The organism is Natrinema sp. H-ect1 (genome assembly GCF_041821105.1).
Lineage (GTDB): Archaea > Halobacteriota > Halobacteria > Halobacteriales > Natrialbaceae > Natrinema > Natrinema thermotolerans.
Genome location: NZ_JBGUBA010000007.1, coordinates 103,043 through 128,947 on the forward strand (window position 1 = coordinate 103,043; position 25,905 = coordinate 128,947).

General features: G+C 66.8%; 25 protein-coding genes. 9 read left to right on the top strand and 16 right to left on the bottom strand.

The genetic code is table 11. From position 1 onward, the window contains the following. Nucleotides 1-21 precede the first annotated feature (21 nt). Nucleotides 22-1,617 (bottom strand): tryptophan--tRNA ligase, encoded by a 1,596-nt coding sequence (locus tag ACERIM_RS14820; protein ID WP_373633292.1) that lies wholly within the window; start codon nt 1,615-1,617, stop codon nt 22-24. Between the two features lie 81 nt (nt 1,618-1,698). Continuing rightward, on the bottom strand, nt 1,699-2,136 hold the full coding sequence (locus ACERIM_RS14825) for a hypothetical protein (protein ID WP_006648637.1): 438 nt from the start codon (nt 2,134-2,136) through the stop codon (nt 1,699-1,701). A gap of 127 nt (nt 2,137-2,263) precedes the next feature. Between ACERIM_RS14825 and ACERIM_RS14830 the strand changes: the two genes are divergently transcribed. Together ACERIM_RS14830 and ACERIM_RS14835 are read left to right on the top strand one after the other, a co-directional pair. Next, a complete protein-coding gene (locus ACERIM_RS14830) occupies nt 2,264-2,860 on the top strand; it encodes a hypothetical protein (protein ID WP_373633293.1) in 597 nt (198 codons plus the stop codon). Between the two features lie 63 nt (nt 2,861-2,923). Beyond that, the gene (locus ACERIM_RS14835) at nt 2,924-3,850 is read left to right on the top strand and encodes an ornithine cyclodeaminase family protein (protein ID WP_373633294.1); all 927 of its coding nucleotides are present in this window, start codon (nt 2,924-2,926) and stop codon (nt 3,848-3,850) included. A gap of 222 nt (nt 3,851-4,072) precedes the next feature. On the opposite strand, the gene endA is transcribed toward ACERIM_RS14835, so the two are convergent. The 9 genes from endA to ACERIM_RS14880 all read right to left on the bottom strand — a co-directional run bounded on the left by endA (nt 4,073) and on the right by ACERIM_RS14880 (nt 11,610). Beyond that, complete coding sequence (endA, locus tag ACERIM_RS14840; RefSeq protein ID WP_373633295.1) at nt 4,073-5,149, bottom strand: tRNA-intron lyase; 1,077 nt, start codon at nt 5,147-5,149, stop codon at nt 4,073-4,075. A gap of 280 nt (nt 5,150-5,429) precedes the next feature. After that, nucleotides 5,430-6,206 carry a hypothetical protein gene (locus tag ACERIM_RS14845; RefSeq protein ID WP_006648641.1) on the bottom strand — a complete coding sequence of 259 codons (777 nt, stop codon included), beginning with the start codon at nt 6,204-6,206 and terminating at the stop codon, nt 5,430-5,432. A 269-nt stretch (nt 6,207-6,475) separates the two neighbouring features. Further along, complete coding sequence (locus tag ACERIM_RS14850; RefSeq protein WP_049965114.1) at nt 6,476-7,141, bottom strand: DUF4382 domain-containing protein; 666 nt, start codon at nt 7,139-7,141, stop codon at nt 6,476-6,478. A 501-nt stretch (nt 7,142-7,642) separates the two neighbouring features. Next, nucleotides 7,643-8,344, bottom strand: coding sequence for a hypothetical protein (locus tag ACERIM_RS14855; RefSeq protein WP_373633296.1), 702 nt, complete (start codon nt 8,342-8,344; stop codon nt 7,643-7,645). Between the two features lie 150 nt (nt 8,345-8,494). Beyond that, complete coding sequence (locus ACERIM_RS14860; protein ID WP_373633297.1) at nt 8,495-9,682, bottom strand: helix-turn-helix transcriptional regulator; 1,188 nt, start codon at nt 9,680-9,682, stop codon at nt 8,495-8,497. A 111-nt stretch (nt 9,683-9,793) separates the two neighbouring features. Then, on the bottom strand, nt 9,794-10,039 hold the full coding sequence (locus ACERIM_RS14865; RefSeq protein ID WP_006648646.1) for a hypothetical protein: 246 nt from the start codon (nt 10,037-10,039) through the stop codon (nt 9,794-9,796). Between the two features lie 127 nt (nt 10,040-10,166). Further along, a complete protein-coding gene (locus ACERIM_RS14870) occupies nt 10,167-10,517 on the bottom strand; it encodes a hypothetical protein (protein ID WP_006648647.1) in 351 nt (116 codons plus the stop codon). 172 nt (nt 10,518-10,689) lie between these two features. Further along, nucleotides 10,690-11,064: a hypothetical protein gene (locus tag ACERIM_RS14875; protein ID WP_373633298.1), complete on the bottom strand. Its 375-nt coding sequence runs from the start codon at nt 11,062-11,064 to the stop codon at nt 10,690-10,692. A 24-nt stretch (nt 11,065-11,088) separates the two neighbouring features. Beyond that, nucleotides 11,089-11,610 (bottom strand): hypothetical protein, encoded by a 522-nt coding sequence (locus tag ACERIM_RS14880; protein WP_006648649.1) that lies wholly within the window; start codon nt 11,608-11,610, stop codon nt 11,089-11,091. 307 nt (nt 11,611-11,917) lie between these two features. On the opposite strand from ACERIM_RS14880, the gene ACERIM_RS14885 reads away from it, so the two are divergent. Continuing rightward, nucleotides 11,918-12,517 carry a DJ-1/PfpI family protein gene (locus ACERIM_RS14885; protein WP_049965109.1) on the top strand — a complete coding sequence of 200 codons (600 nt, stop codon included), beginning with the start codon at nt 11,918-11,920 and terminating at the stop codon, nt 12,515-12,517. 293 nt (nt 12,518-12,810) lie between these two features. Then, a complete protein-coding gene (locus ACERIM_RS14890; RefSeq protein WP_006648653.1) occupies nt 12,811-13,461 on the top strand; it encodes an HAD family phosphatase in 651 nt (216 codons plus the stop codon). 16 nt (nt 13,462-13,477) lie between these two features. Here ACERIM_RS14890 and ACERIM_RS14895 read toward each other — a convergent pair whose 3' ends face one another. The 3 genes from ACERIM_RS14895 to ACERIM_RS14905 are packed head-to-tail and all read right to left on the bottom strand — an operon-like array spanning nt 13,478 to nt 17,043. After that, nucleotides 13,478-15,832, bottom strand: a complete 2,355-nt coding sequence (locus ACERIM_RS14895; protein WP_373633299.1) for a DEAD/DEAH box helicase — start codon at nt 15,830-15,832, stop codon at nt 13,478-13,480. A 55-nt stretch (nt 15,833-15,887) separates the two neighbouring features. Further along, nucleotides 15,888-16,484: a hypothetical protein gene (locus tag ACERIM_RS14900; RefSeq protein ID WP_373633300.1), complete on the bottom strand. Its 597-nt coding sequence runs from the start codon at nt 16,482-16,484 to the stop codon at nt 15,888-15,890. Between the two features lie 43 nt (nt 16,485-16,527). Beyond that, nucleotides 16,528-17,043: a PH domain-containing protein gene (locus ACERIM_RS14905; RefSeq protein WP_373633301.1), complete on the bottom strand. Its 516-nt coding sequence runs from the start codon at nt 17,041-17,043 to the stop codon at nt 16,528-16,530. Between the two features lie 713 nt (nt 17,044-17,756). Here ACERIM_RS14905 and lipA point away from each other — a divergent pair. The 5 genes from lipA (at nt 17,757) to ACERIM_RS14930 (ending at nt 24,336) form a co-directional block, all read left to right on the top strand. Continuing rightward, entirely contained in the window at nt 17,757-18,725 is a 969-nt protein-coding gene (lipA, locus tag ACERIM_RS14910) for a lipoyl synthase (protein ID WP_006648657.1), read from the top strand. Between the two features lie 277 nt (nt 18,726-19,002). Further along, entirely contained in the window at nt 19,003-20,112 is a 1,110-nt protein-coding gene (gene pdhA / locus ACERIM_RS14915) for a pyruvate dehydrogenase (acetyl-transferring) E1 component subunit alpha (protein WP_006648658.1), read from the top strand. Nucleotides 20,113-20,115: 3 nt separating this feature from the next. Then, nucleotides 20,116-21,105: an alpha-ketoacid dehydrogenase subunit beta gene (locus ACERIM_RS14920; RefSeq protein WP_006648659.1), complete on the top strand. Its 990-nt coding sequence runs from the start codon at nt 20,116-20,118 to the stop codon at nt 21,103-21,105. A gap of 1 nt (nt 21,106) precedes the next feature. Next, entirely contained in the window at nt 21,107-22,756 is a 1,650-nt protein-coding gene (locus ACERIM_RS14925) for a dihydrolipoamide acetyltransferase family protein (RefSeq protein ID WP_373633302.1), read from the top strand. A 62-nt stretch (nt 22,757-22,818) separates the two neighbouring features. Continuing rightward, nucleotides 22,819-24,336: an NAD(P)/FAD-dependent oxidoreductase gene (locus tag ACERIM_RS14930; RefSeq protein ID WP_373633303.1), complete on the top strand. Its 1,518-nt coding sequence runs from the start codon at nt 22,819-22,821 to the stop codon at nt 24,334-24,336. 223 nt (nt 24,337-24,559) lie between these two features. On the opposite strand, the gene ACERIM_RS14935 is transcribed toward ACERIM_RS14930, so the two are convergent. Continuing rightward, complete coding sequence (locus ACERIM_RS14935) at nt 24,560-24,856, bottom strand: hypothetical protein (RefSeq protein ID WP_066299909.1); 297 nt, start codon at nt 24,854-24,856, stop codon at nt 24,560-24,562. Then, nucleotides 24,853-25,230 (bottom strand): helix-turn-helix domain-containing protein, encoded by a 378-nt coding sequence (locus ACERIM_RS14940; protein ID WP_006648663.1) that lies wholly within the window; start codon nt 25,228-25,230, stop codon nt 24,853-24,855. Before ACERIM_RS14940 ends, ACERIM_RS14935 begins: the two co-directional genes overlap by 4 nt. Nucleotides 25,231-25,905 lie beyond the last annotated feature (675 nt).

The window sequence follows — 25,905 nt, forward strand, 5'->3', positions numbered from 1 at the left end:
GGCCGGGGGAGTCGTTTCCCGTCAGCGACGCCGCGGCGACTCGAGTTCGATGTCGGCGTCCTCGAGCAGGTCTTCGACTTCTTCGCGTTTCTCCTGGTGGTCCTCGAGGAACTCCTTCATGAGCTGGGCCGCCTGTTCCTTGCAGTCGCCACAGAGTCGTTCGCCGTCGACACACTCGTCGTAGACGCGCTTGGCGAACTCGTCGTCGTCGCCGGACAGCAGGTAGGCGTAGAGTTCGTAGACGGGACACTCGTCGGCCTTTCCGCCCTTCTCGCGCTGTTCCTCGGCGGTCTCGCGGCCGCCGGTGGTCGCGGCCTTGACCTTGTCGTAGCCGTCCTCGGGGTCGTCCAGCAAGGAGATGTGGGAGGCTGGGATCGAGGAGGACATCTTGCCGCCGGTCAGCCCGGTCATAAAGCGGTGGTAGATCGAGGACGGCGGCTGGAAGCCGTAGCCGCCGTTGTCGACCTCGACCTCGCGGGCCAGTTCCTCGGCCGCGGCGCGGTCGAGGTCGAAGGCGTCGACGTGGTTCTCGTAGACTCGCTTTTCGCCCTCGACGGCGTCGATCAGGGCGTCGAAGGCCTCGTCGGTCGCCCGCCGGTCGAAAAACCGGGTACGGGGCCGGATCGGCTCCATGCCGGCCTCCTCGAGCTTCGTCAGGACCGAACTCAGCGTGTCGGCGTCGACCGCGAGTTCCGACAGCGGCGTCTCCTCGATCGCCTCGGCGACGTGGACACACCGCAGCTGGTCGTCGTCGAAGTCGGCGGGCTCGAGGTCCGCGTAGAACTCGGCCACGAGGGCACGCTCTTCGGGCTCGAGTTCGAAGCTGGCGTAGGCTTCCGAGACTTTGAAAAAGCGCATCCGCTCGGCCAGGTCTCGCGCCAGTCGGACGTGGGGATCCTGATCCGGGCCGACCGGGATCACGGTCGGCTTGGGCTCCTCGAGTTGCGGGTAGAGGATGTCTGCCATCTGGGTGACGACCGACTGCATGTGCGAGACGTCGGTCTCGCCGTCGAAGCCGTAGATCGCCTGGAACTCCGAGAAGTTGGCGTCGGCACCGAGTTCGAACGCCAGGTCCTGCAGCTCGCGGTTGGTCGACTGCCGGTAGAGTTCGCCCTCCTCGGGGTCGAAACCGAGCGCGAGCAGGGAGAGCAGGTAGTCCCGAGCGTGGTCGTCGATCTCCGCCCAAGACATGCCGCGGGCCGAATTGGCCTCGAGGTCGGCGATCAGCGCGTAGGCGTCGGCCCCCTGTTGCTGGTGCCAGATGATCTCGTCGAAGACCAGCTTGTGGCCGATGTGGGGGTCGCCGGTGGGCATAAAGCCCGAGAGGACCGCCGCCGGCTCGTCGTTCTGTAAGGCCTCGGCGACCGGCCGGTAGTCCCGGTGGCCGAAGATAACCCCCCGTCGCATCAGGTAATGTGGGTTCGGGACCTCCTCGAGGATCTCGTCGAACTCCTCGATGCCGAACTCCTCGAACAGCTTGCGGTAGTCGGAGACGCTCGAGGATCCCCAGGGGTCCAGCGCGACATCATCGGCACCTGCAGCCCCTCCATCCGTGAGCGGTTCACCGGTCGTCGGTTCCCCTGACTCGGACTCCTCGAGTGGGTCGTCTCCGGTCATTACCTGCGTTTTGGCGCGCCGGCGCGCAAAAGCCTTCGGCTTCGGCGCTCGCGCGACCGACTGTCGGTCGGACGGGCGCGTTCAGGCGTCCGGTCGGGGCATCTCCTCGAGGTCACGGATCCGAGCCGTCTTCTCGACGGCTCGGTACTGCCGTCGCCACGCGTCCCGCGGGAACAGGCCGTTCCGGTCGAACAGGTCACGGGCCGCGTCGGTGAGTTCGTAGAACTTGTAGGGGTAGTCCCGAAGCCGCTCCCCGGGTTCGAACGTCCGTTCCCGGACGACGCCGACCGATTCCAGCGCGTCGAGGTGTCGCCGGATGGCGTCGTCGCTGAGCGGCGGATTCATGTAGTCCAACTCCTCGACGCTCGGGGCACCTTTCGGGTGGCCGACGATGTCCGCGAGGATGTCGGCCCGCTTCTTGTCGGTCGCCTTCTGGAGCGCCCGCCACGTATCGAACCCCTCGTCGGTAACGCGTCCCGTCCCTTGCGTCGGGTCGGCTACCGCCGTCTCTGGCCTCATACTCCCGTATTGGAGCGCAATCACCATAAACACTTGCATCTAATTGAGTCTGGTACCACAATTAGTTCCACAACTGATCTGGCACTGACCACGCAATTAATATTCTTTCCGGAACGATTCGAGAGCGATGGAACCTGGCGACGATGACGGTGATGGCTCCGAACGCGGTTTCCCGGACGAAGACGAACTCCTGACTGAACTCGAGGACGTCAGCCTCACTCCGAGCGACCACCAGCGGATCAAGGACCTCGTGAACGGTCCGGAGATGGATCGTATCAGGGGCTACGATCGCCGCTATCTAGTCGCCGGGGCAGGAGGTGAAACGGGGGCTGCAACCCGACGCGGGATCGTCTACGATCGCCTCGATGCACGGACCGATCCGCCGGCGGTCGCGATGCAACTCGAGGACTTCGGGCTCACGCCCGAGGATATCGAGTTGTGGACGCGCGTCTTCGATATCCTCTGTGGACGGGCGACGCACATCGTCGCCGTCATCGAGGACTTCGACGGCGGGTACGTCTGGGAACTCGGGTTGCTGTTCGCGCCCACCTATCGCGATAAGACGTGGGTACTGAAACGACGCTATCCGGACCCGGAGATCGAGCGAGAACGCTACGACAACGGAATGGCCGCTTCGTACGTCGAACTCCTGCTAACGGGTGACCGCGCATACGAGTGGCTCGACGCCGACGAACTCCGGGACGTCGTCGACGAAGTCCCGTGACGCTCGAACTCCGGATCCGTCGGGCCACATACTGTTATGGGTGCGCCGTCCAACCGGGCATCCGTGACCGAATTTCCCATCCTCACGGACGGTGACGTCTACTCGCAGTTCGACTACGACGGGGTCGTCGACGCCGTGCGCGACGCCATCGCCGAACGCGCGGCCGGCACGCTCGAGGCCCCGCCGCGCTGGACGGTCCCGGCCGGCGAGGGCGACCTCGTCTTTACCGCGGGGGCCGCGACTGGGCCGACCAACGCCGCCGGCTTTCGGGTCTACGAGACCCACGGGACCGGTGACGACCATACGGAACTGGTGGCGGTCTTCGACGCGGCGACCGGCGCGTTCGAGGGCCTGCTCGCGGGCCACGCCGTTGGCGGGCTTCGGACCGGCGGCATCGGCGGCGTCGCGATCGACGCGCTCGCTCGTCCCGACGCCGAGACGCTCGGGATTCTGGGAACGGGCTTTCAGGCGCGGGCGCAGGTCGGCGCGGCGTGTGCGACTCGGGACTTCGACGATGTCGCGGTCTACAGCCCGACCGCCGAGAGCCGCGAGTCCTTCGCCGACACCCTCGAGGGCGAGGTCGAGCCGACCGTTCGCGCGGCCGACGACCCCGAGCCGGTCGTCCGCGAGGCCGACGCGCTCGTCTGTGCGACCAATAGCGAAGAGCCCGTGTTCGACCCCGACTGGCTCGAGGCCGGCACCCACGTCACGACGATCGGCCCGCGGTTCGACGACGCCCACGAACTCCCGCTCGAGGCCGTCGACCGGGCCGACGCGATCGTGACCGACTCGCTCCCGCAGGTCGACGCCTACGACCGCCCCTACATCGCCTCGGGCGCGGACCGCGACCGGATGGTCGAACTCGCCGCCGTCCTCGAGGACCCTGATCTCGGCCGCCAGCATGCTGACGACCTCACGCTGTTTTGCTCGGTCGGGCTGGCCGGGACGGAGGTCGTCCTCGGGAAGCGGTTCCTCGAGCAGTTCGTGTAGCGGACAGCCCTTCCTCTGGGTGGCGCGCGCTGTCGGCCAGCCGAACGTAGTGAGGGTGGCCGACGACGTTGCGCGAGGGATGAGTGAGGGAACGGCGTGACCGAACGAATCGGCTGGGGAGGGCGTGGCTACGCCGTGTTGCCAGTTTGAGCAGGACACTCGTCGTTTCGTCCTCGTTGCCGGTAGAACGCTCGTCTTCGGCACCGATACTCTGGCCAGTTACTAGGGCGTCAATCGCTCGAGCGACCACCACTCGATCCCGTCGCCGTCGGCCGCCTCGTCGCCCACCAGCGCGAACACCATCGTCTTCCGGACGCCGTGGGCCAGCCGCACGTCCAGCGCCAGATCCCGCGGCTCGAAGACGTGGTCGGCCGGATGTACCCGCACCAGCAGTTCGGAGTGGCCCAGGTTCTCGACGGACTCCACGTCGGCGTAGGTCCGGAAGTCAGCGCCGAACTTGTAGCCCGTCTTCGGCACGACGCCGCGTCCCCGCAGGGCCGTGTAGACTTGCAACCGCCGATCGAACCGCTCGCCCTCGACTTCCCGGCCCCGCTCGCGGACCGTCGTCGGCTCGAGATCGATCGCCTCCCGTTCGGCCAGATAGGCCGCCTCGAGCAGGGAACACTGCAGCGTCGGCTCGTCGTACTCCCGGCCCTCGAGGGGCTGGCCGTAGAACGTCCGCTCGTAGAGGTCAAGCGGCGGCTCCCAGACGACCACCCGGTCGGCCAGCAGGTCGGCCTCGCAGCCGTCGGGTAGGTCGGCGTCGGACCCCGACGTCCCGGTGGGATCGCGCTGATCGACCTCGAAGTAGGTGATCTCGCTCTCCTCGTCGACGACCGCCAGCACGCCCGGCTGGAGTTCCGTGGCGGGAATGTCCGTCCGCTCGCCGATGATCCGCAGGGCGTAGGCGATCTCGCCGTCGCCGGGGCCTTTCCCCCGCGGGAAGACCGCGAAGTCGGCCGCGCCACCCGGCGGGTCGGCGACCCACGGCTTCGCGGCCGGCGAGAGGTAAAAGCCCCGCGAGCGCAGGTCCGCGTAGACCAGAAATCGTACGCCGAAATCGTCGCCGGGTTCCCGAGCGATGAACTCCCGGAACCCCAACCGCTCGCCCCCGTCGGCGTCGACGACCGCCTCGAGGTCACCCCGGTAGAGCAGATGGGCCGCTTCCACGGGTGCGAGCGCGATCTCGTTCCCCTCGAGCGGGTAGCCGTACCCCCGCGAGTCGTGATACCGCTGGCGCGCGTCGCCGCCGACCCGGACGACGCCGTCGGCCGCGTCGAACCGCCCCTCGAGTGTCATGGCCGGGTGTTTGCCGGCCGGCACTAAGTGGCTGCGGATCGATTCTTCTTCGTCGATCGTGAGCGAGAGATCGCTTCGGATGCTGCCTCCCCGAAAGCCCCTGCCTCGCTCCAGTCGCAGGACTCGCTGTGGTCCTCGCCTCACTTCGTTCGGCTGCGGTCCTTGCGTCGTCCGGCTTCCCGGAGCGAGGCAGCCCCTTTCAGTCCCGCCCACCGCAGCGGCGGCTGGTCGGGGTGCTGTCACGGGGATGTGGCCGGGGGCTGGCGGGAGCGGTGTTCGGTCAGTCGTCGGCCGCGGCGTCGCTCTCGAGCGGTCCCTCGAGCGCCCGGTCACAGGTCGCATCGAGACAGCGGATCCCGCTGGCGGTTTCGAAGGTCGGCAGCCCACAGCCACACTCGCCGTCGACCACGCCGGCGGGGACGGCGAAGCCGATCTCACAGTCGGGATAGTGTTCGCAGCCGGCGATGAGCCCGCCCCGCCGGAGGATCCGGAGGTCGCCGTCGCAGTCCGGTTCGGGGCAGTCCCACTCGCGGTCGAAGGCCTCTTTGACCGCCGCGTCGAGCGATTCACAGCCCCGATCGAGACAGACGTTGAAGGCCAGCCCGCGCTCGACGCGCATCTTGGGGAGGCCACAGTCGCAGTCACATTGGTCACCTCGGACCGTTGCGTCGGCGGGGACGCCGTACTCGTCGCCACAGCCGACACAGTGGACCCCGCTCGAGCGCACTAAGGTCCCGTCGCAGTCGGGACAGGTACCGATGGGGGTCCCGGCCGCCGACGAGGGGTAGTGGGCGAACCCGTCCTGGTCGTGGGCGGCGATCCGCAGCGTCTGGGTGTCCTTCTTGGCGACGAGGGTGAACCCGCCGGTTCGGTCGCTCGAGACGCTGTCGGCGCGGGTCAGCCACGCGACGGGCTGGTAGCCGTCGGTGTCGTGGACCAACACGGTGTTGTCGGGTTTGACGATCGTGGTCACTCGACCCCGGTACTCCTCGCGGTCGCCGTTCTCGGCGATGACGGTACAGTCACCCGCAAGCACGCGGATCGCGTCGTCGATCATGGCCGCGTTGGCCGCGGTATCGTACTTAAATTCGCGGCCGAGAAACCGGGAGATCGCTATCGCTCGCTCGAATTCGGTCGCTGGTCGATCACGTCATACTGGCACCCGTTCGCGTTACTGCCGCCGATTGGCATGCGCTGTCGGAATCGCCGCGGGTTCCAACAAGCCGATCCCCAGTGCAGCGAGTACCCAGATGGCGAGGCGGTGAGGACGACCGCCACGACGATTGTCAGTGGCGAACCGATCGGCCAAGCAACAGCATCGCTGTGCTATCCGCTATTTTGCGATGTGTCCTCGTACTCGACCTGCGTCCCGTTCGCGACCGGTTGGAGGAGGTACTGTTCGGTCTGACCGCGACGAACGGGTGTGAAGTCTCCCACGAAGGTCGTCGTCTGGTCCTCGCGGATCTCGAACCGGTGTTTGAACTGCAGTGGCGCATCCCCGGGCGTTCCGACGTCGGCCTCGCCCCCGTCCTCGAGGACGCCCTCGACGCCCGTCACGTCGAGCTGGAGGAACTCGTATTCTTGGGCGTCGAGTTCGCGTTCGTCGACTAGCTGCGTGTTCCCGTTTTGCAGTTTCACGAGGTCCGCCTCCTGCGGGTCGTCGAACTCGTGGTACTCGCGCCCATCGCTTTCGTCGACATCGCCTTCATCCTGTTCTTCGACGGTCTCGTTCCCGTCTTGCTGCTCGGTAGTCTCGTTGTCCGTGGAGTCCGTGCCGTCGTCATCGGCGTCGTCGCCGCTCGGTTTGACCCAGATCCCCTGGATCGTGACGATGCATGACTCGAAGTCGGCGATGTCTCCCGGTTGGTCCGTGACCTGCGTTGCGAGCGTCCCGGTCGCCGCGTTCGCGCCGGTACAGCCCGCTAATCCGATCGATCCTGCCGTTGCGATACCTGCCGATTTGAGATACGTCCGTCGATTGAGTTCTGTCATGAGTGTGAATTCGTGTGGTCCGCGTTCGACCGCCGTCCGGTTCCGTGCGTCAGTCGTTTCGTCCCGTTCATCGCAATTGCCCCTTCTCGGACAGTCACTTAATCCGGATAGTTGATGGCGACGAATTTCGCCGATTTGACCGCATTTGGGCGGGTCTTCCGCCTCTCCACAACTCGAGCGGCGTCGCCGTGTTCGCGCCGCGACGGTTCGTCGGAGCGCGATTCGTCGATCCCCCGACGGTCGGCCCCAGTCACAGCCATCTGAGTCGTCGAGATGTCTCTGAGCTAGTAGCGTACGGACGCGGTCCCTGGCTCACAGCGCGCGTTCGAGACCGTCTCGATGGCGTCCTGTGGCTGCCCTCGTTCGGCAGGTGCGATTCGGTCGCGATGACGTCGGGACGTGTCTCGTCCCTCTATCCGACGGATTCGTCGGACGGACTCGTCTCCCAGTGTACTGCTACTCACGAACAACTGGCTTCGTCGCGACTCGGTCGATACCGTCTCAGCCGTCACTCGCCGCGCCGTCGGTTCCAATGTCATCGTCCGCGCGCTCGTCGGACTGCGACTCGCCGTTTCCGTCGTTCGATCCGCCGGGAGTCGGATCCGCGTTCGTCGATCGGCCAACGTCGTCGCCGGCGATCGAGCGAGCGGTCTCCGCCGTCTCGGGGCCGCCGAGTTCGCCCGCGCGGTCCCGGAGCGTCCGGATCGCCTCGGCGTCGACCCCGCTGTCGGCGAGCGCTCGGTCGGGGACCTCGCTCGCGGCGGTTTCGGCCGCGGCGGCCCGGCGCTCGATCCCGCGCATCTCCGCGACGGCCGTCGCGACTTCCGCCCGGTAACGGCCCTCGCTGATCTCGCCAGTCTCACGGGATTCGTTCAGGGTCGCGAGGCGGTCCTCGAGTTCCGCCAGTCGCTGCCGGCTCTCGTTGACTTCCGTGGCGATGACGGCCGCTTTCGTCTCGTTCGTCTCGGCGCTGGCGAACCGCACGCCGAAGGCCCGCTCCGAGACGTCGCCCTCGAGTTCGGCGTTCTGGACGCCGACGGCCGCGGCGAACTGTTCACCGGGGGCGATCGAGTCGTTGCCTTCCTCGTCGGCGGTCCCGTCCTGAGCGCCGCCGTTCGGGGCGACGGTCGCCGCGGCCAGCGGGACCGCGACCGCTGCGACGAGCAGGACCGCGACGAGCGTGATCGATGTGGGTCGGTTCATTGGTGGTGGGTGTCGCTCGATCGATACCAGGCGGGGCGAGGACTTGGGGTCATCGACGGTTAACGCCGTTTAACGCTGTTTTCGATCCGCTCCCGTCCGGCGATTTCGACGGTTTTCGCTCCGCATCCGTCTCGGTCGGCCCGACGCGAGTCATTCGTCCTCATCTGCCGAGTCCGGGACGATTCCGTCGTCGACCTCGGGCAGCGAGAGGACGTTCTCGCGGCCGAGCCGGAACGACTCGAGCTTGCCGTCCTCGCGGAGCCCGCTGACGACCTTGCTGGTCTTTGCGTCGGTCCAGTCCAGTTCCTCGACGACCGCCTGCTGTTTCATCCGGCCGCCCCGCTCTTTGACCAGCCGAAGGACCTGTTCCTCGTTGCTCAGCAGTTCCGTGTCGACCCCCGCGGCCGCGCCCGCGGCGTCGGCGTCGCTTGCCGGGTCGGACGTGCCCGCCGGACTCGAGTCGGCGGCCGATGCGGTCTCGGCAGCCGATCCGGATGGAGACTCGGTGTCGGTACCGGACGCGGACCCGCCCCCGGAGCCGGCCGCAGGGGTCCCGTCGCCGCCGGGTCGATCCGCCGTCGGCTCGCGGTTCCGGTACCACCACGCGCCGGCGGCTCCGAGGCCGAGCAGGACGACCACCCCGCCCGCGATCAGCAGCGGACTCGAGCCGGTCGCGCCGCCCGCGGCGGTGACGACGACCTCGGGTTCGTCGTCGACGAAGTCGGTGTCGTCGCCCCGCCAGATCACGGCCCGCTCGCGCTCGTCGTCCGGGTCGGGCGCGACCGACGTCCGCTCGTAGCCCTCGGGCCACTCGATCAGCAGTCGGGTCCCGTCGTCGAGGTAGAGTCCCGCGACGGCGTCGCCGGCCCGGAGCCGGTCGCCATCGACGGCGGCGAACCCGTCCCAGCGGAACGTGTACCTGACCACGCCGTACTCGCGGGCGAACGACTGGCGCTCGGTCTCGACGGCGAAGTCGGCGGCGGCCATCTCCCGCCCGGTCGCGTTGCTCGCCGTCGCGACCGTCCCGTTCATCCGCTCGGCGAACCGCGCCGTGTGGTTTGCCGGCTCCTCCCGGATATCGTCGCGTAACGACTCGAACGCCGCCTCGCTCTCGTTGTCGTCGAGTCGGATCCAGAACTCGAGGGTCCAGTCGGCGCTGCCGTCGGCCCGGAGCGCGACGTCCATCCGGACCTCGTCGGCGTCGATCCCGTCCTGCTGGAGGGTAAACGGCTCCGACTGGGCCCCTCCCGTCGCCACCGTTCCGGTCGCTGCACTGGGACCGGCTGCGACGAGTAGTAGCGCGACGACCGCGACCGTCACGGCGGCGCGACCGTTCATACGGGTCGGTACTTCCCAGCTCGCTTAAAACACACGGATGTCGGAAAACGGAACCTAACCCGCTAAAACGGGATTCCGTGCCGGATTCGACGAGAACGTATTGGGCGACTATCACTCGCCGTTACCGTTCGGGATGGCCGCGCCATTACCGGGCGTGACGCTCCGGATGGCCTCGCCGACGGCCTCAAGGGCACCGCCGAGGACGTCGGTGATCGTTTCGAGGAGGTCGGAGACGAAGTCCGGAACCCGATCGGGCAGGTCACTCGGCGGGCCGTCCGCGGGCTGTGCCGCCGCGGCACCGGTCGCGCCGAGGAGGAGTGTCAGTGCAACCGCGATCGTGAGTATCGGTCGTTGCATCACGGCTCGAGCGTGGCGGCTCACCCCTATCAACCGGGCAGTCGGTGACCGCGATTTGTGCCGATTTGAGCCGGATGTCGCCACCGTCGGCTGGGTATTGATCGCCGTCGGCCGATGGCGGGGCCGCTTACGCCCCAGGGACGCCGAACGCGCCGACGCCGAGTCGGAAGACGGCGTTGAGGACGAACAGGATCGCGATCGCGGCGAGCCACGCGATGAACCCGATGGCCGCGGCCGCCCCCCAGCCGCCGGGGTAGCGCCAGTTGATCACCCAGACCCAGGCGATCAGGGCGAGGATCGGGCCAAACAGGGGGATCCACGCGGTCAGCCCCCACGCGAACCCGCCGAGGATCGCCGTGACGAACGCGTGTGAGTAGTCGTCCACGTCGGCGACGACCCGCGCGCTGACGTAGATCGCCAGCCCGCCGACTACCAGTGCGACCAGAAACGCGACGAACGAGCCGACGATGGAAACCATACGAACCGGTACGCTTTCAATACACTTGATACCTCCCTCGCGATAACCGCCCGTGTGGGGCCGTCGCCGCGGGGGAGACGGTTCGTAGACGGTAGTGTTCGGGAGAAACGTCAGCGGGGTGGAGGGGAATACGTCAGCGGGACAGGTACGGAACCGTCAGCGGGAACGCGATTCAGGTGCCCGGCACGCCGAGCGCCGACACCGAGCCGATACCGATCAGCTCGAGGGCCGCGAGGACGACCACGGCGGCCGCCCAGGCGGCGACGCCGACCCCGGCCGACCGGAGCCAGCCGAGGTCGTAGCGCCACTTGACGACCGCGACCCAGGCGACGATCGCCAGCAGGCCGCCGACCAGCGGCACCGACTCGAGGACCGCCCAGGCGAGGGCGGCCAGTAGCGCGGTCACCACCGCGTGGCCGTAGTCGCGGGTCTCGGCGACGACGTAGGTGCCGGCCTGGAGGGCCGCGCCGCCGACCAGCAGGCTCACGGCGAACGCCAGCAGTCGGTCCTCGAGTCCGATCGGTGCCGGCTGTGCGAATGGGGGCATAGGTGTGTAGCGTTACCGGGTGGTCTATTCGTCGGTTTCGTCGTCAGCGTCGTTGTCCTCGTCGGCGGTGTCGCCAGCGTTGCTCTCGTCTGACTGTTCGTCGTCAGCGTCGTTGTCCTCGTCGGTGGTGTCGCCGGCGTCGCTCTCGTCGGAGTCGTCACCGCTCTCGGTCGCGTCATCTTCGTCGGCAGCGTCCTCGTCGTCCGGCGTGACCTCACTGATCGCATCGCCCAGCGAGGTCTCGAGGTCGCCGCTCAGGAACGCCGAGATCCGGTCGTGGATCGCGGAGACGTGGTCGGGAACCTGTTCAGGGAGGTCGACGGCGGGCCCCTGCCCGTTCCGGTCATCAGCGTCGGCGGCTCCGTTCTCGCTGCCGTTGTCGTGGTCGTCCGCGGATCCTGCGCGGTCGTTCGCAGGGTGGTCGTCGGCAGTACTGTCTGCGCCCGTGTCCACGGACACGGGAGCGGAGCCGGGTGCCGCGGCGGCGAACCCGGTGGCTGCGATCAATGCGGCGAGTGCGACTGCGATGATGGTCGTTCGGTTCATAGCTCGCATCCGATTCTCGGCGGGTCGACGCACTTGAAGGGGTGATGCCGTGAACGCGCTTTGCCGCCGTTTTCGGGTGTTTGACCGACGTTTTCGCCCGTTTGTGCCCGGTTTACCGCGATCCGAGTACCGGGGGATCGGCGACACCCGGGTGACCCCGGCGCGACGACGGGACGGCGCGTCGCGCGACACGTGCCGCCGCCTCGAGCGGGCCGATCGACGGCTCGGGACGGGCGATCGAGCGGAGTGTCCAGTGACGGCTGCCGAAGACACAAACGGCTTTGCTCGTCGCCGGCGACGAGGAGGTATGGCCGATATTGCTGCCGAAATCGTACTATTCGACGGCTTCGACGAACTCGATGCGATCGGTCCCTACGAGGTCCTCCGGAACGGGGCCCAGGCTGGCGCGTCGCTCGAGACGCGGCTGGTGACCCTCGCGGAGACGGATCCCGTGCGGGCGAGCCACGGGCTCCGCCTCGAGCCCGACGGGACGCTTGGGGAGCCGGATCTGCTGCTCGTTCCCGGTGGCGGGTGGACGACCGAGGGCGGCGTCCGGGCGGCCGTCGAGGACGGCGCGCTCCCGGAGGCCGTCCGCGAGCGCTACGACGACGGGGCGACGATCGCCTCGGTCTGTACCGGCGCGATGGTGCTTTCCGCGGCCGGGATCCTCGAGGGCCGACCGGCCGCGACCCATCCCGTCGCCGTCGACGACCTCGCGGCCACCGCGGCGACCGTGGTCGACGAGCGGGTCGTCGACGACGGCGACGTCGTTACGGCCGGCGGCGTGACCTCGGGGATCGATCTGGCGCTGTGGCTGCTCGAGCGGGAGTTCGGCGGCGAAATCGCAGAGGCGGTGACCGCGGAGATGGCCCATGAGCGGCGCGGCGACGTGTTCGGATTGGAGTGACCGCTAGGAACGACCGACGAGAGGCGTCCTGCTACCGTGGCAACACTGAGTAGCCACGCCCTCCCCAGCCGATTTCTCCGCACGGGTGCGATGCACCCGTTCGGACGGTTCGCGGGACCTGCAGTTCCGCGCTAACGCTCGCTCCGGAGTCGCTCGCTCATCCCTCGCACAGTATCGTCAGCAGCCCTCACTATCGTTCGGGCGGCTGACAGCGCGCGCCACCGCACAGAGTAGCTACTGCTCACCGCGTCGTGCCAAACGGCTATCCGTCACGACCGGATAGCCTGAGTCACATGAACGCAGTGTTGTTCGATATGGACGGCGTGTTGGTCGATAGCGAGGACTATTGGGTCGAGTTCGAGCGCGAGGAGATTTTTCCCGCGACCGTCCCCGACGCCGAGGTCGACCTGGCCGAGACCAGCGGGATGAACTTCCGCGATATCTACGACTACCTCGAGGCCGAGTACGGGACGGCCATCTCCCGTACGGAGTTCGTCGCACGCTTCGAGGCTGCCGCCGAGGAGATCTACACCGAGCGGGTCGCCCTGCTCGATGGTCTCTACGATCTGCTCGCCGAACTGGACGACCGCGGGGTCGACACGGCGCTGGTCTCCTCGTCGCCCCACGACTGGATCGACATGGTCCTCGAGCGATTCGACCTCGAGGGGGCGTTCGACCGCGTGATCAGCGCCGACGACATCGACGCGGCAAGCAAGCCCGAACCGGACGTCTTCGAGTACGCGGCCGCCGAACTCGGCGTCTCGGCTGTGGAGTGCGTCGTCGTCGAGGACTCCGAAAACGGGATCGAAGCCGGCGACAGAGCGGGCGCGACCGTCGTCGCCTACCGAATCGCTGCCCACGGCGACATCGACCGCTCGAGAGCCGACGCGGTCGTCGACTCGTCCGCCGAACTCCGGGCGACCGTTCTCGAGTCGACCCTCTGATCGCAGCGCGAAGCCGTTATTCGACTTCGACCGTCCGGCTCGCCGTGATCGGCACCAGCGGCTCCTCCGGGAAGGCGACGCTGACGGTAAACTCGAGTTTCTCGGCATCCGCGCCGAAGACGCCGACCGGAACGGTCTCCGCGTCGCGCAGGTAGGTGTTCGAACTCGTCATTTCCACGCCGTTGACGGTCACCCGGATCCCTGCGCGGGCCGGCTCGCTAACGTTCCGAACGGTCACGTCACAGACCTCGTTCTCGCCGGTCGCGACGGTCTCGGGGAACTGTCCCCAGTCGATCTCGAGGGCGGGCAGCGACGACGCACCCTCGGCGACACGCTCGGCGACGCCTTCCGAGAGGCCAGCGTCGATCAGCCCCTCGACGCCGGCGTCGGCGACGTCGCCGGGCGTCGACAGTCCCTCTTTCGCGAGCTTGCTCGCCCGGCCCGGCCCGACGCCGTCGATGGCGGTCAGTCCGACCGCGTCCTCGGCGACGCCGTTCTCGATGCGGGCCTCGACCCGCCGTGCGAGGTTCGCGGCGTGGGGACCGACGAACCGATCGAGGAAGGCCCCCAGCGCGGAGACGAGTCGAGTCGCGTTGCGCCGGATGGCCCACGCGTCGCTGCGAAGTTCCGCCGGCGTCGACCCGCTCGCCGCCCCGCGCAAGATTGCGAGGACCTTCCGCTCGCCGGCGTCGAGATCGTCGGTGTCCTCGCCGACTAAGACCGCGGATATCGCGTCGCGTTCGTCCTGTCGGGCCGACACCGAGTCGAACTCCTCGGCGGTCGCGACCGTCTCGAGGACGTCCCCGGCCGTGATCGGGCCCGATTCGGCCCGGTCACAGAGCGCGGCGAAGCGGGCGGCCGTATCCAGCCGGAGGTAGTACTTCGAGGTCAAGACGCCCAACGGCGTCGCCTCGATCGAGAGGTCCTCGCCGGTCTCGACGAAGCCGCGTTCGACCAGCCCCTCGAGGCAGTCCCGGACCCGCTCGCGCAGGTTCGGAAAGTCGTACTCGTCGGGTTTGGACTGGCCGCGCACGTAGTAGAAGGTCGTCTCGAGCCAGTCCATCACGTCCTCGAGATCGGTGATCGTCCCCATCGCGATCTCGGCGTTGAGATGCGTTTCGAGGCTCTCCGCGAGCCGGGACTCGATCTCCTTGCCGTCCCGGAGCAAGCGGCGGTACTTGTCGGCCTCGCTCGAGTCACAGACGACCCAGCCGTAGCCGACGTCGTCGTACCCCGGGCGGCCGGCGCGGCCGAGCATCTGGAGGACATCGAGCGGACTCATGTCGACCTCGCCCTCGAGGGGATCGTGGTATTTCGTATCCCGGATCACGACACAGCGGGCCGGCAGGTTGACGCCCCACGCCAGCGTCGACGTCGAAAAGAGGAGTTCGATGTGTCCCTGTTTGAACCACTCCTCGACGAGGTCCCGCTCCTCCTTCGAGAGGCCCGCGTGGTGGAAGGCGACGCCGTCGAGGATCGACTGCCGGAGGGTGTCGTTGTCGATCGCCTCCTTCAGATCGGTGTGGAAATCGTAGTCCCCACGGACGCCCATCGAGACGTCGCGTTCGGCGATCTCGTCTCTGGCCTTCTTGGCCGCCTGGACGGTGTCCTGTCTCGAGGAGACGAAGACCAGCGCCTGGCCGTCCTCCCGGAGGTGGGGTTCGGCGAGGTCGAGCGCCCGGTAGAGCCGGCGGTACTTGTCCGCGAAGGCGTTGTCGCCGTGGGTGTAGGTCCTGACGCCCGATTTGAGATCGACGGGCCGGTACTCGTCGCCGAACTCGAAGGTGGCCTCCTCGGGGGCGTCGAGCCACGCCGCCACGTCGTCGACGTTTGGCATCGTCGCCGACAGCGCGACGATGCGGGGCGCACAGAGCCGTCGCAGCCGGGAGATCGTCACCTCCAGCACCGACCCCCGTCGGTCCGCGTCCAGCAAGTGGACCTCGTCGATGACACAGACGTCGATGTCGGTGACGAAGTCGTAGCGACGGGAGTCGTGTTTGCGGGTCGCCGAGTCCAGTTTCTCGGGGGTCATCACGAGGATGTCCGCCCGGCGCGCGCGGCGGGGGTTGAGATCGCGCTCGCCGGTGACGACGTAGACCGAGTAATCCAGCGCCTCGAAGCGGTCCCAGTCGTCTTCCTTCTCGTTGGTCAGCGCCCGCATCGGGGCGATAAACAGCGCGGTGCCGCCGTCGGCTAAGGCCTTACAGATCGCCAGTTCCGCAAGCGCCGTCTTCCCCGAGGCCGTCGGCGCGCTCGCGACCACGTTCTCCGACGACTCGAGCAAGGCCGGTAGAGCCTCGCGTTGCATGCGGTTGAACTCCTCGAAGGCGAAGGCGTCGGCGAACTCGGGGAGAACCTCGGCGACCTCCATCACACGGACAGGAGAAGCGGCGGGTCAAAGGCGTTTCCTTCGAGGCGTCTCCCGGCTACCGCGACGCGAGGACCGTCGCGATCGCGGCCCCCAGCGTGGCGAACACGAGCGGGTAGATCACACCGCCGAGGAGGACTGCGGGCACGAGCGCCGGTGCGACCGTCCGCGTCGCTTCGATCCCGAACGCCGACACCTCGGTCGTCGATTTGGCGGCGACCGCGCCGACGCTCAGCACCGCCGAATAGCCGATCATCACCGGGAGCCCGATGGTGATGGCGTCGCCGAGTTCGCTCGCTCCCAGCCGGACGGCCAGCCCTGCCCCGGCCGCGATCAGCGCCAGCGGGACGACAACGTACAGCAGGTCCGCGGCACCGCCCGTTCGCGCGATGAGATCGAGGGTGTCGGTCCCGCCGACCGAGCCGACCTGTCCGGTGAGTTCCACGTCGACCATGTGGGCCTCGTAGAAGTACCAGGCAGCGCCCCGCCAGTCGGCGACGCCGTCGCCGAACCGCTCGCGGACTTCGCTCCCGATCAGCAGGGCGGTGACGAGATAGCTGATCGCGGCCGTGAGGACGCCGATGCCTGCACTCGCCGCGATGCTCGATCGGCTCGATACCGCGGGTTCGCCGGCCGTCGATCGCTCCGTCGACATCGTATCGGTGATCCGAAACGCGCAATAATGGGTCTTGTGGTCCTCAGACCGCCGACTCGTCGGTCGCAACCGCCTCGAGCTGGTCGCTGAGCCGGCTGCTCGCCCGCTCGGGACTGGGGACCCGCTCGAAGGTCAGTTCCGGCTCGCCCGAGCCAGCGGTGTAGACCGTCAGGTCGCCGTACCCCAGCATCCGGCCGATCCACGACTGGCGGAGGCTGGTGTTCTGGACCCGCTCGAGGCGAAACTGGGTGACATCCCTGGAGACGACGCCGCGTTTCTTGTAGAGTTCCGTGGAGGTGATGACGTAGCGGGTGTTCGTCCAGACGAGATAGCGGGCACCGGCGACGGCCGCGCCGACGATGGTCACGAGAACGCCGAGGATCGTCAGGGTCCCGACGCCGTCGGTCCCGCTCCAGCCGGCGAGGAGAAACCCCGCGATCGCGATCCCGATCCCGACCGGGAGTCGCGTTCCCATCGTGACCGGATGGGGACGGCTCTCCCAGACGACGTCCTCGTCGTCGCTGATGTGGAACCAGTCGGGCGTCGAGCCGAGGGCCATCGGCCCCGCCTATTCCGTACCTGTCCGTAAAGCTATCGGGGTAACGGACCGGTTAACGGTCGTTGATGGCCCACTCTCCTCATTGGATACGGACTACGAAACGCCATTCAATGAATTTGGTTGCTGCGTTCAATGAGCCAGAACGTCTTAGTGTTTTTAGCTACGGGTGACACGTAATGCCCACTCGACGGGAGCTTTTGTTTACAGGTGGTGGCGCAGTTATTGGTGCTACGAGCGTCTACGCCGGTGTATCTGCGCTCGATTCCGGATACGGCTCAGTCAGTTGGGGCAACGACCGTGACGAGGAAGTGTGGGTGAAAACGACGATCAGCTCCGCCGGCGGTCTTTTCACTGATTCTGATGTCGTGTACGAACGTCGGTATCGGATCTTTCCGACGCGACATTCCCGTAGTGGTGATACGAATATCGTCGAAACTGGAACCTACGACGTGGAAGTAGAGGTCGCGACGACGGATCGATCAGAGCGTTCGGGCCCGTTCAGTACGAGATGGACTCCTGACGGCTGTTATCATCAGAAGTTGATTATACGGGTGACTGACGACATGCGCGTTAGATTCACTCAAAAAACGTGCGGAGGATAACGTCGTCCGGTCCGTCGTTCGCCGGACGACGAGAGAGTTCCATACCGGGTCGTTGATCGGGCTCGGTCGCCGGACCACCACGGTTTTTGGCTATCGGCCCGACGTACCGGTATGAGTCGCGCGCGAAAGCCCGACTGGCTGAAGAGCCGCCCCCCATCGGGCCAGGAGTTCGCCGGCATCCGCGAGACACTGCGCGAGTACGACCTCCATACCGTCTGCGAGGAGGCAAACTGTCCCAATCTGGGCGAGTGCTGGTCGGGTCGATCGGGACCCGGCGACGGGTCGGCCGACGGCGGAACGGCCACGTTCATGCTGCTGGGCGATCGCTGCTCTCGAGCCTGCAACTTCTGTGACGTACAAACGGGCGGCATGGAGCCGCTCGATCCCGACGAGCCCGCGAACGTCGCCGACGCGATCGCCGAGATCGGGTTGGACTACGTCGTGTTGACCAGCGTCGACCGCGACGACCTTCCCGATCAGGGCGCGGGCCAGTTCGCCGAGACGATACGCGAGATCAAGGCCCGCCATCCCGGCATCCTCGTCGAGGTGTTGATCCCGGACTTCCAGGGCGAGGAACGGCTCGTCCGGAAGATCATCGACGCCGAACCGGACGTGATCGCCCACAATGTCGAGACCGTCGAGCGCTTGCAGTTCCCGGTCCGGGACCGCCGTGCGGGCTACGAACAGAGCCTCTCGGTCCTGGAACAGGTCGACCGCGAGTCCGACATCTACACGAAGACCTCGATCATGCTCGGCCACGGCGAGTACGATCACGAGGTCTATCAGACGTTAGCGGACTGTCGCGAGCGCGGCGTCGACATCGTCACGCTGGGCCAGTACTTGCGGCCTTCGCGGGACCACCTCGCGGTCCAGCGCTACGACCACCCCGACAAGTACGAGACGTGGCGGCGCGTCGCCGAGGCGGAACTCGGCTTTCTCTACTGTGCCAGCGGTCCCATGGTCCGCTCGTCGTACAAGGCGGGCGAACTGTTCGTCGACGCCGTGTTGCGGGAAGGCAAGAGCCTCGAGGAGGCGAGAGCCGATGCCCGTCGCTCGAGGCCCCAGCAGACGGGCCACTGAGCGACGGCCGACGGACCGTCTCGGGCCCGCCGGCTCCGTCCATCACGAGTCGCCCGCGATCGAATTTCGAGTTCGTCCAGTCCGACACCGATTCCCCGATTCGAATCCAACGAACGTCAAAGAATGATCTCTTTCGCTCGCTTTCACCCGATACTGTTCGGTATTGGGCGGTGATTCGATAACTGCCAGGCAAGAATCACACCAATAGTAACGTATTTTGGGAAACTCCTTTACCTTGAGCGATAGTTCGGTAGGGTATGTACAGGTGGGTCTTCCTGTGAGTACGATACAACGCGATCCCCGTGAGCGAGTACAGGTTCTCGACGACACCGGCCGCGTCCTCGACGACGCCGACGTACCCGACCTCTCCGAGGACGAACTCGTCGAGATGTACGAGCAGATGCGGCTCGTGCGGCGATTCGACGAGCGGGCCGTCAGTCTCCAACGCCAGGGCCGAATGGGGACGTATCCGCCCCTGTCGGGGCAGGAGGCCGCACAGGTCGGCAGCGCTCACGCGCTCGCCGACGGCGACTGGGTCTTCCCCAGCTACCGCGAACACGGCGTCGGCCTGGTTCGCGGTCTCTCCCTCGAGCGTACCCTGTTGTACTGGATGGGCCACGAGCGGGGCAACTACATCCCCGAGGACGTCAACATGTTCTCGGTCGCGGTCCCCATCGCGACCCAGATCCCCCACGCGACCGGCGCGGCCTGGGCCTCGAAGCTCAAGGGCGAGGAGAAGGCCTTCGTCTGTTACTTCGGCGACGGCGCGACCTCGGAGGGTGACTTCCACGAGGGGCTGAACTTCGCCGGCGTCTTCGACACGCCGTCGGTCTTTTTCTGTAACAACAACCAGTGGGCGATCTCCGTGCCCCGGGAGCGCCAGACCGCGAGCGATACCCTCGCCCAGAAGGCCACCGCCTACGGCTTCGACGGGGTCCAGGTCGACGGCATGGATCCGCTGGCGGTCTACAAGGTCACCAAGGAGGCCGTCGAAAAGGCCAAAGACCCCGATGCGGACGAACTGCGACCGACGCTGATCGAAGCGGTCCAGTACCGGTTCGGTGCCCACACCACCGCCGACGACCCCTCCGTCTACCGCACCGACGAGGAGGTCGAACGCTGGAAACAGAAGGATCCCATCCCGCGTCTCGAGACGTATCTGCGCTCGACCGGGATCCTCGATGACGAGCGAGTCGACGCGATCGAGGACCGGATCGAGGACGACGTGGCCGACGCCATCGAGGGGGCCGAGTCGTTCGACCGGCCCGACCCCGAGGAGATCTTCGCCCACGTCTACGAGGGGATGCCCCGACGGCTGCAACGGCAACTCGAGTACTTCGAATCGATTCGCGAGGAACACGGCGACGACGCGCTCTTGGAGGGCTAACACATGGCAGCAGAATCAGAGAGTCTGACGCTGGTACAGGCGGTCCGGGACGGACTGCACACCGAGATGGAACGCGACGACGACGTCATCGTCATGGGCGAAGACGTCGGGAAAAACGGCGGCGTCTTCCGCGCGACCGAGGGGCTCTACGACGAATTCGGTGACGACCGGGTCGTCGACACTCCGCTGGCCGAATCGGGCATCATCGGCACGGCAATCGGGATGGCCGCCTACGGGATGCGGCCGGTCCCCGAAATCCAGTTCCTGGGCTTTATCTATCCTGGATTCGACCAGATCGTCTCGCACGCGGCGCGCCTGCGAACGCGCTCGCGCGGGCGATTCACGTGTCCGATGGTGATCCGGGCCCCCTACGGCGGCGGCATCCGCGCCCCGGAACACCACTCCGAGTCGACCGAGGCGATGTTCGTCCACCAGCCCGGGCTCAAAGTCGTCGTTCCCTCGACTCCCTACGACACCAAGGGGCTGTTGATCAGCGCGATCCGAAGTCCGGATCCGGTGATGTTCCTCGAGCCGAAGCTGATCTATCGGGCGTTCCGCGACGACGTCCCGAACGAATCCTACGAGGTACCGCTCGGCGAGGCGGCCGTCCGCCGCGAGGGGTCGGACGTCTCGGTCTATACGTGGGGCGCGATGACCAGACCGACCCTCGAGGCCGCCGAGAACCTCGCCGAAGAGGGGATCGACGCCGAGGTCGTCGACTTACGGACGCTGTCGCCGCTGGACGAGGAGACGATCGTCGAATCCTTCGAGAAGACCGGCCGCGCGGCGGTCGTCCACGAGGCCCCCAAGACGGGCGGGCTGGGCGCGGAGATCACCGCCACCTTACAGGAAGAGTCGCTGCTGTATCAGGAAGCGCCGATCGAACGAGTCACCGGGTTCGATACCCCGTTCCCGCTGTACGCCCTCGAGGACTACTACCTCCCCGAGGCGGCGCGCATCGAGGACGGCATTCGACGGGCTGCGGGGTTCTAACATGGTCAGGGAGTTCGAACTACCGGACGTCGGCGAAGGGGTCGCAGAGGGCGAACTGGTCTCGTGGCTGGTCGAACCGGGCGATGCTGTCACGGAGGACCAGCCGGTCGCGGAGGTCGAGACCGACAAGGCCCTCGTGGAGGTCCCCGCGCCGGTCGACGGCACGGTCCGTGAGTTACACGTCGAGGCGGGCGAGGTCGTCCCGGTCGGGACGGTGATCATCTCGTTCGACGTGGAAGGCGAGGCGCCACGCGCCTCGGAAAACGCGAACGACGACGCCGTGAGCGAGGGAGCCACGGAGCAGCCCGAATCGGAGCAGGCGTCGACGAGTGAACCCGCCGGCGACCCCGGTGCGACCGGTGAAGACGCCGAGGACGCCGCGCCGCCGGACGACCGCGTCTTCGCGCCCCCGCGCGTCCGCCGCATGGCCCGCGAGCGGGGGATCGACCTCTCGAGCGTTCGGGGGAGCGGTCCTGGCGGGCGGATTACCGCGGACGACGTGCGGGCCGCGGCAGGCGGCGAGTCCGCCGGCGAAACGGCAGGGTCGCAGTCCCAGAGCGCCGGCGCGACGGCAGGTGAGGCCGCGTCCGAGACGGCCGATTCGACCGCGACCGGTACTACTGGGGAGACGGCCACCGAGAGCGCGGCGACGGCAACCGCGGACTCGAGCGCCCGGCGACACGAGACGCCAGGGCAGGTCAACTCCGCAGACCGCGACAAAACGCTGGCAGCGCCCGCAACCCGTCGGATCGCCCAGGAGGAAGGCGTCGATATCGACGCCATCCCGACTGACGAGGAGCGCGACGGCGAGGCCTTTGTCACGCCCGAGGCGGTCCGTGAGTACGCTGCGGCCCAGCGGCAGGCACAGGAGGCCGACCGCGAATCGCTCGAGGCGGGCGAACCGGTCGGGACGACGGGCGCTGACTTCGCCGAGGGCGAGCGCGAGCGTCGCGAGCCGTTTACGGGTGTGCGCAAGACGATCGCCGACGCGATGGTCGAGTCCAAGTACAGCGCGCCCCACGTCACTCACCACGACGAGGTCGACGTGACCGAACTCGTCGCGGCCCGCGAGGACCTCAAACCGCGCGCCGAGGAGCGTGGCATCCGGCTGACCTACATGCCGTTCATCATGAAGGCCGTCATCGCGGCGCTGCACGAATACCCCGAGATGAACGCCGTCATCGACGAGGCCAGCGAGGAGATCGTCTACCGCGATTACTACAACATCGGGGTCGCGACCGCGACCGACGTCGGACTGATGGTCCCGGTGATCGAGGACGCCGATCGGAAAGGGCTCTTGCAACTCTCCTCGGAGATGAACGAGGTCGTCCAGAAGGCCCGCGACCGGACGATCAGTCCCGACGAACTCCGGGGCTCGACGTTTACCATCACCAACATCGGCGGCATCGGCGGTGAGTACGCCACGCCGATCATCAACTACCCCGAGGCGGGCATCCTCGCGATCGGGGAGATCAAGCGCAAACCTCGCGTCGTCACCGACGAGGACGGCACCGAGTCGATCGAACCGCGTTCCGTGATGACCCTCTCGCTGTCGTTCGATCACCGGCTGATCGACGGTGCGGTCGGGGCACAGTTTACGAACACCGTCATGGAGTACCTCGAGAACCCGCATCTACTATTGCTCGAGTAATCGAAGCCGGAACTACCGAACATGAGCGCACATATCACACGCACGACGGAGGACGATAACTGATGGTCGTTGGAGACGTCACCACCGGCACGGACGTACTGGTCATCGGCGCGGGTCCCGCGGGCTACGTGGCCGCGATCCGCGCGGGGCAGCTCGATCTCGACGTCACGCTCGTCGAGAAAGACGCCTATGGAGGGACCTGCCTGAACTACGGGTGTATCCCCTCGAAGGCGCTGATTACCGCCACCGACGTGGCTCACGACGCCGCGACCGCCGAGGAGATGGGGGTCCACGCCGACCCGGAGATCGACCTCGGCGAGATGATGACGTGGAAAGACGGCGTCGTCGACCAGCTCACGGGCGGCGTCGAGAAGCTCTGTAAGGCCAATGGAGTCTCCTTGCTCGAGGGGACCGCCCGCTTCGCCGGCGAGAACACCGCCCGCGTCTCCCACAGTGGCGAGGGTCAGGGCTCGGAGAGCCTCGAGTTCGAACACGCGGTCATCGCGACCGGCTCCCGCCCCATCGAGATCCCCAATTTCGACTTCGGCGACGGGCCCGTACTGGACTCGAGACAGGCACTCGCCCTCGAGTCGGTGCCGGACTCGCTCGTCGTCGTCGGCGCGGGCTATATCGGAATGGAGCTGGCAAGCGTCTTCGCCAAACTGGGGACCGACGTGACTGTCATCGAGATGCTCGACTCGATCCTCCCGGGATACGACGACGATCTCAAACGCCCCGTCAAAGGGCGGGCGACCGACCTCGGGATCGAGTTCGAATTCGGGTATACCGCGTCGGAGTGGCACGAGCGCGACGGCGATGACGGGATCCGCGTCGTCGCCGAACCGGCAGACAACGCCGCTGCCGATGGTGGGGGCGAGGCATCACACGCCTCGGAACAGGAGAGCGGTGAAACCGCGAGCGGCGCCGAAGCCGTCGAAGACGAGCGCCTCGAACTCGAGGCCGAGAAGGTACTCGTCGCCGTCGGCCGCCAGCCCGTCTCGGACACCCTCGACCTCGAGGAAGCCGGCGTCGAGACCGACGATGCCGGCTTCGTTGAAACCGATTCGCGCGCACGCACGAACCTCGAGCATATCTTCGCCGTCGGCGACGTCGCCGGCGAACCGATGCTCGCTCACAAGGGCAGCGCGGAGGGACAAGTCGCGGCCGAGGTCATCGCCGGCGAACCCGCCGCGATCGACTATCAGGCCATGCCCGCAGCCGTCTTCACCGACCCCGAAATCGGAACCGTCGGGATGACCGAATCCGAGGCCGCCGAGGCCGGCTTCGAACCCGTAACCGGCCAGTTCCCCTTCCGCGCGAGCGGTCGCGCGCTGACGACCGGCGACTCGGACGGCTTCGTCAAGGTCGTTGCCGACGAGGAATCCGGCTACCTTCTCGGTGCCTCGATCGTCGGTCCCGAAGCCTCGGAACTGATCGCCGAACTCGGCCTCGCGATCGAACTCGGCGCGACTCTCGAGGACGTCGCCGCGACGGTCCATACCCACCCCACGCTCTCGGAATCAGTGATGGAGGCCGCCGAGAACGCGCTCGGACACGCGATTCACACGCTGAACCGGTGACGACGACCATCGAACGAACGAGCGGGCCGGCATAATCGCCCCGATTCCACGCCGGCACGTTGAACACCGGTTTGCCGCCGTCGACTCACGGATCGACGTACGAGTCGTCGAGGACGGTATCACAACTCCGTGCCACTACGATTGCTCGACGCTTCTCGAGGTAGAATCGAGACGAGAACGCCACAACTGTCAGTTACGTCTACGGCCGTGACACGCCGGCCGCTCACTGTGCGTACATCGAGTACGCGATCACGAGAAAGCCGACCAACACGAGCAGGCTCTCGAGCAGGATCCCCGTCACGAGCGCGACACCGAGTACCTCGTACAGCATGCCGGCCAGGACGAATCCGAGCGTCACGATCCCGAACCCGGCCGCGAGATAGCCAAGCGCCGGCTGGCGCGTCCGTCGATAGGCCTTGAAGGCGAAGTACGTGATGACGCTTCCGACCACGAGGACGAGCGTCTTCACGACCGCCAGTGCGAGCATCGTTTCCGTCGGACCGGCAGGGAACGGGTTCATGTTTCCTTTCGCACCTCCGACCACAGCTCCGCGAGTCGCTCGTCGGCGGTCCGGGCCGGCCGCTCGATCTCGACCGTCAACTGCCGCTCCTCGTCCAGCCCCAGCGTGATCTCGTCGAACGCGACCGAGTACTTGCTCGCGTGGTGGCCGTCCTGTCGAATCTCGGTCGACTCCTCGAGCAGCGTCGCCTCGGTCAGCAACTCGAGTTTCCGGTATAGCGTCGACTGCGGGATCTCACACCGCTTCGTAAGTTCCGATGCAGTCATGGGTTCCTCGAGGTTGCGGATTATCTCACGGCAGTCGGGATCGTCCAGCGCAGAGCAGATCTCCTCCGCGGACGGCGTCGACTCCGAAGCGAACGGGTCCCGGACCATTCGTCCCTACGTTACGACGCACGTGGTTTATCGGCATCGATGCGTCTCGCGCCGCTCGAACGGCCAGTTCATACTGATTGACATGAACGGCCGGCAGCGATCGGTGACACGAAGCCTTCTTGCGCGTCCGCGCTCGAGAACGACGCACGCGGGTATCATCCGGCCCGACTCCCTACGAGGGTGGGATGACCGGCCGACCTCCGCCCGCGTGACATTCTCGGCGACTATTGCACTGCTCGAGCGACTGGTGTTTTAATAGCAACACATCCCCCTTTTCTCGTGGAAAACCGTGCCATGGTATCGGGATCCGATGCGGGAACCGTTCGACGGCCTTATATACTACCCGGGCACTCGATTGTAATGCGAACAACGCGGCGCTCGCCGCCGCGTCCTTCGGCCGTTACCCGGCACGGAGGAACTGCACATCCGCTCTCGACGCTCGTCGGTTCGTTCCGACGGCCTTATGGACACTCGAGGGTTCCGTTGAAGACGTGGTCATAGCCGGTTTCCGGCCGTGACAGTTCGGTGCCCTTATACGTGTCCGGGCGTTCAGTTGTGATCGCACACGCCCTCGCCGGATGCGGTTTCCGGCGTGGCCGCGATCCGACGCCCTTATATGCTCGAGGGCATTCGGATGTGAATGCAAAAGACGATGTGATCGACGGGCCGTTCAAA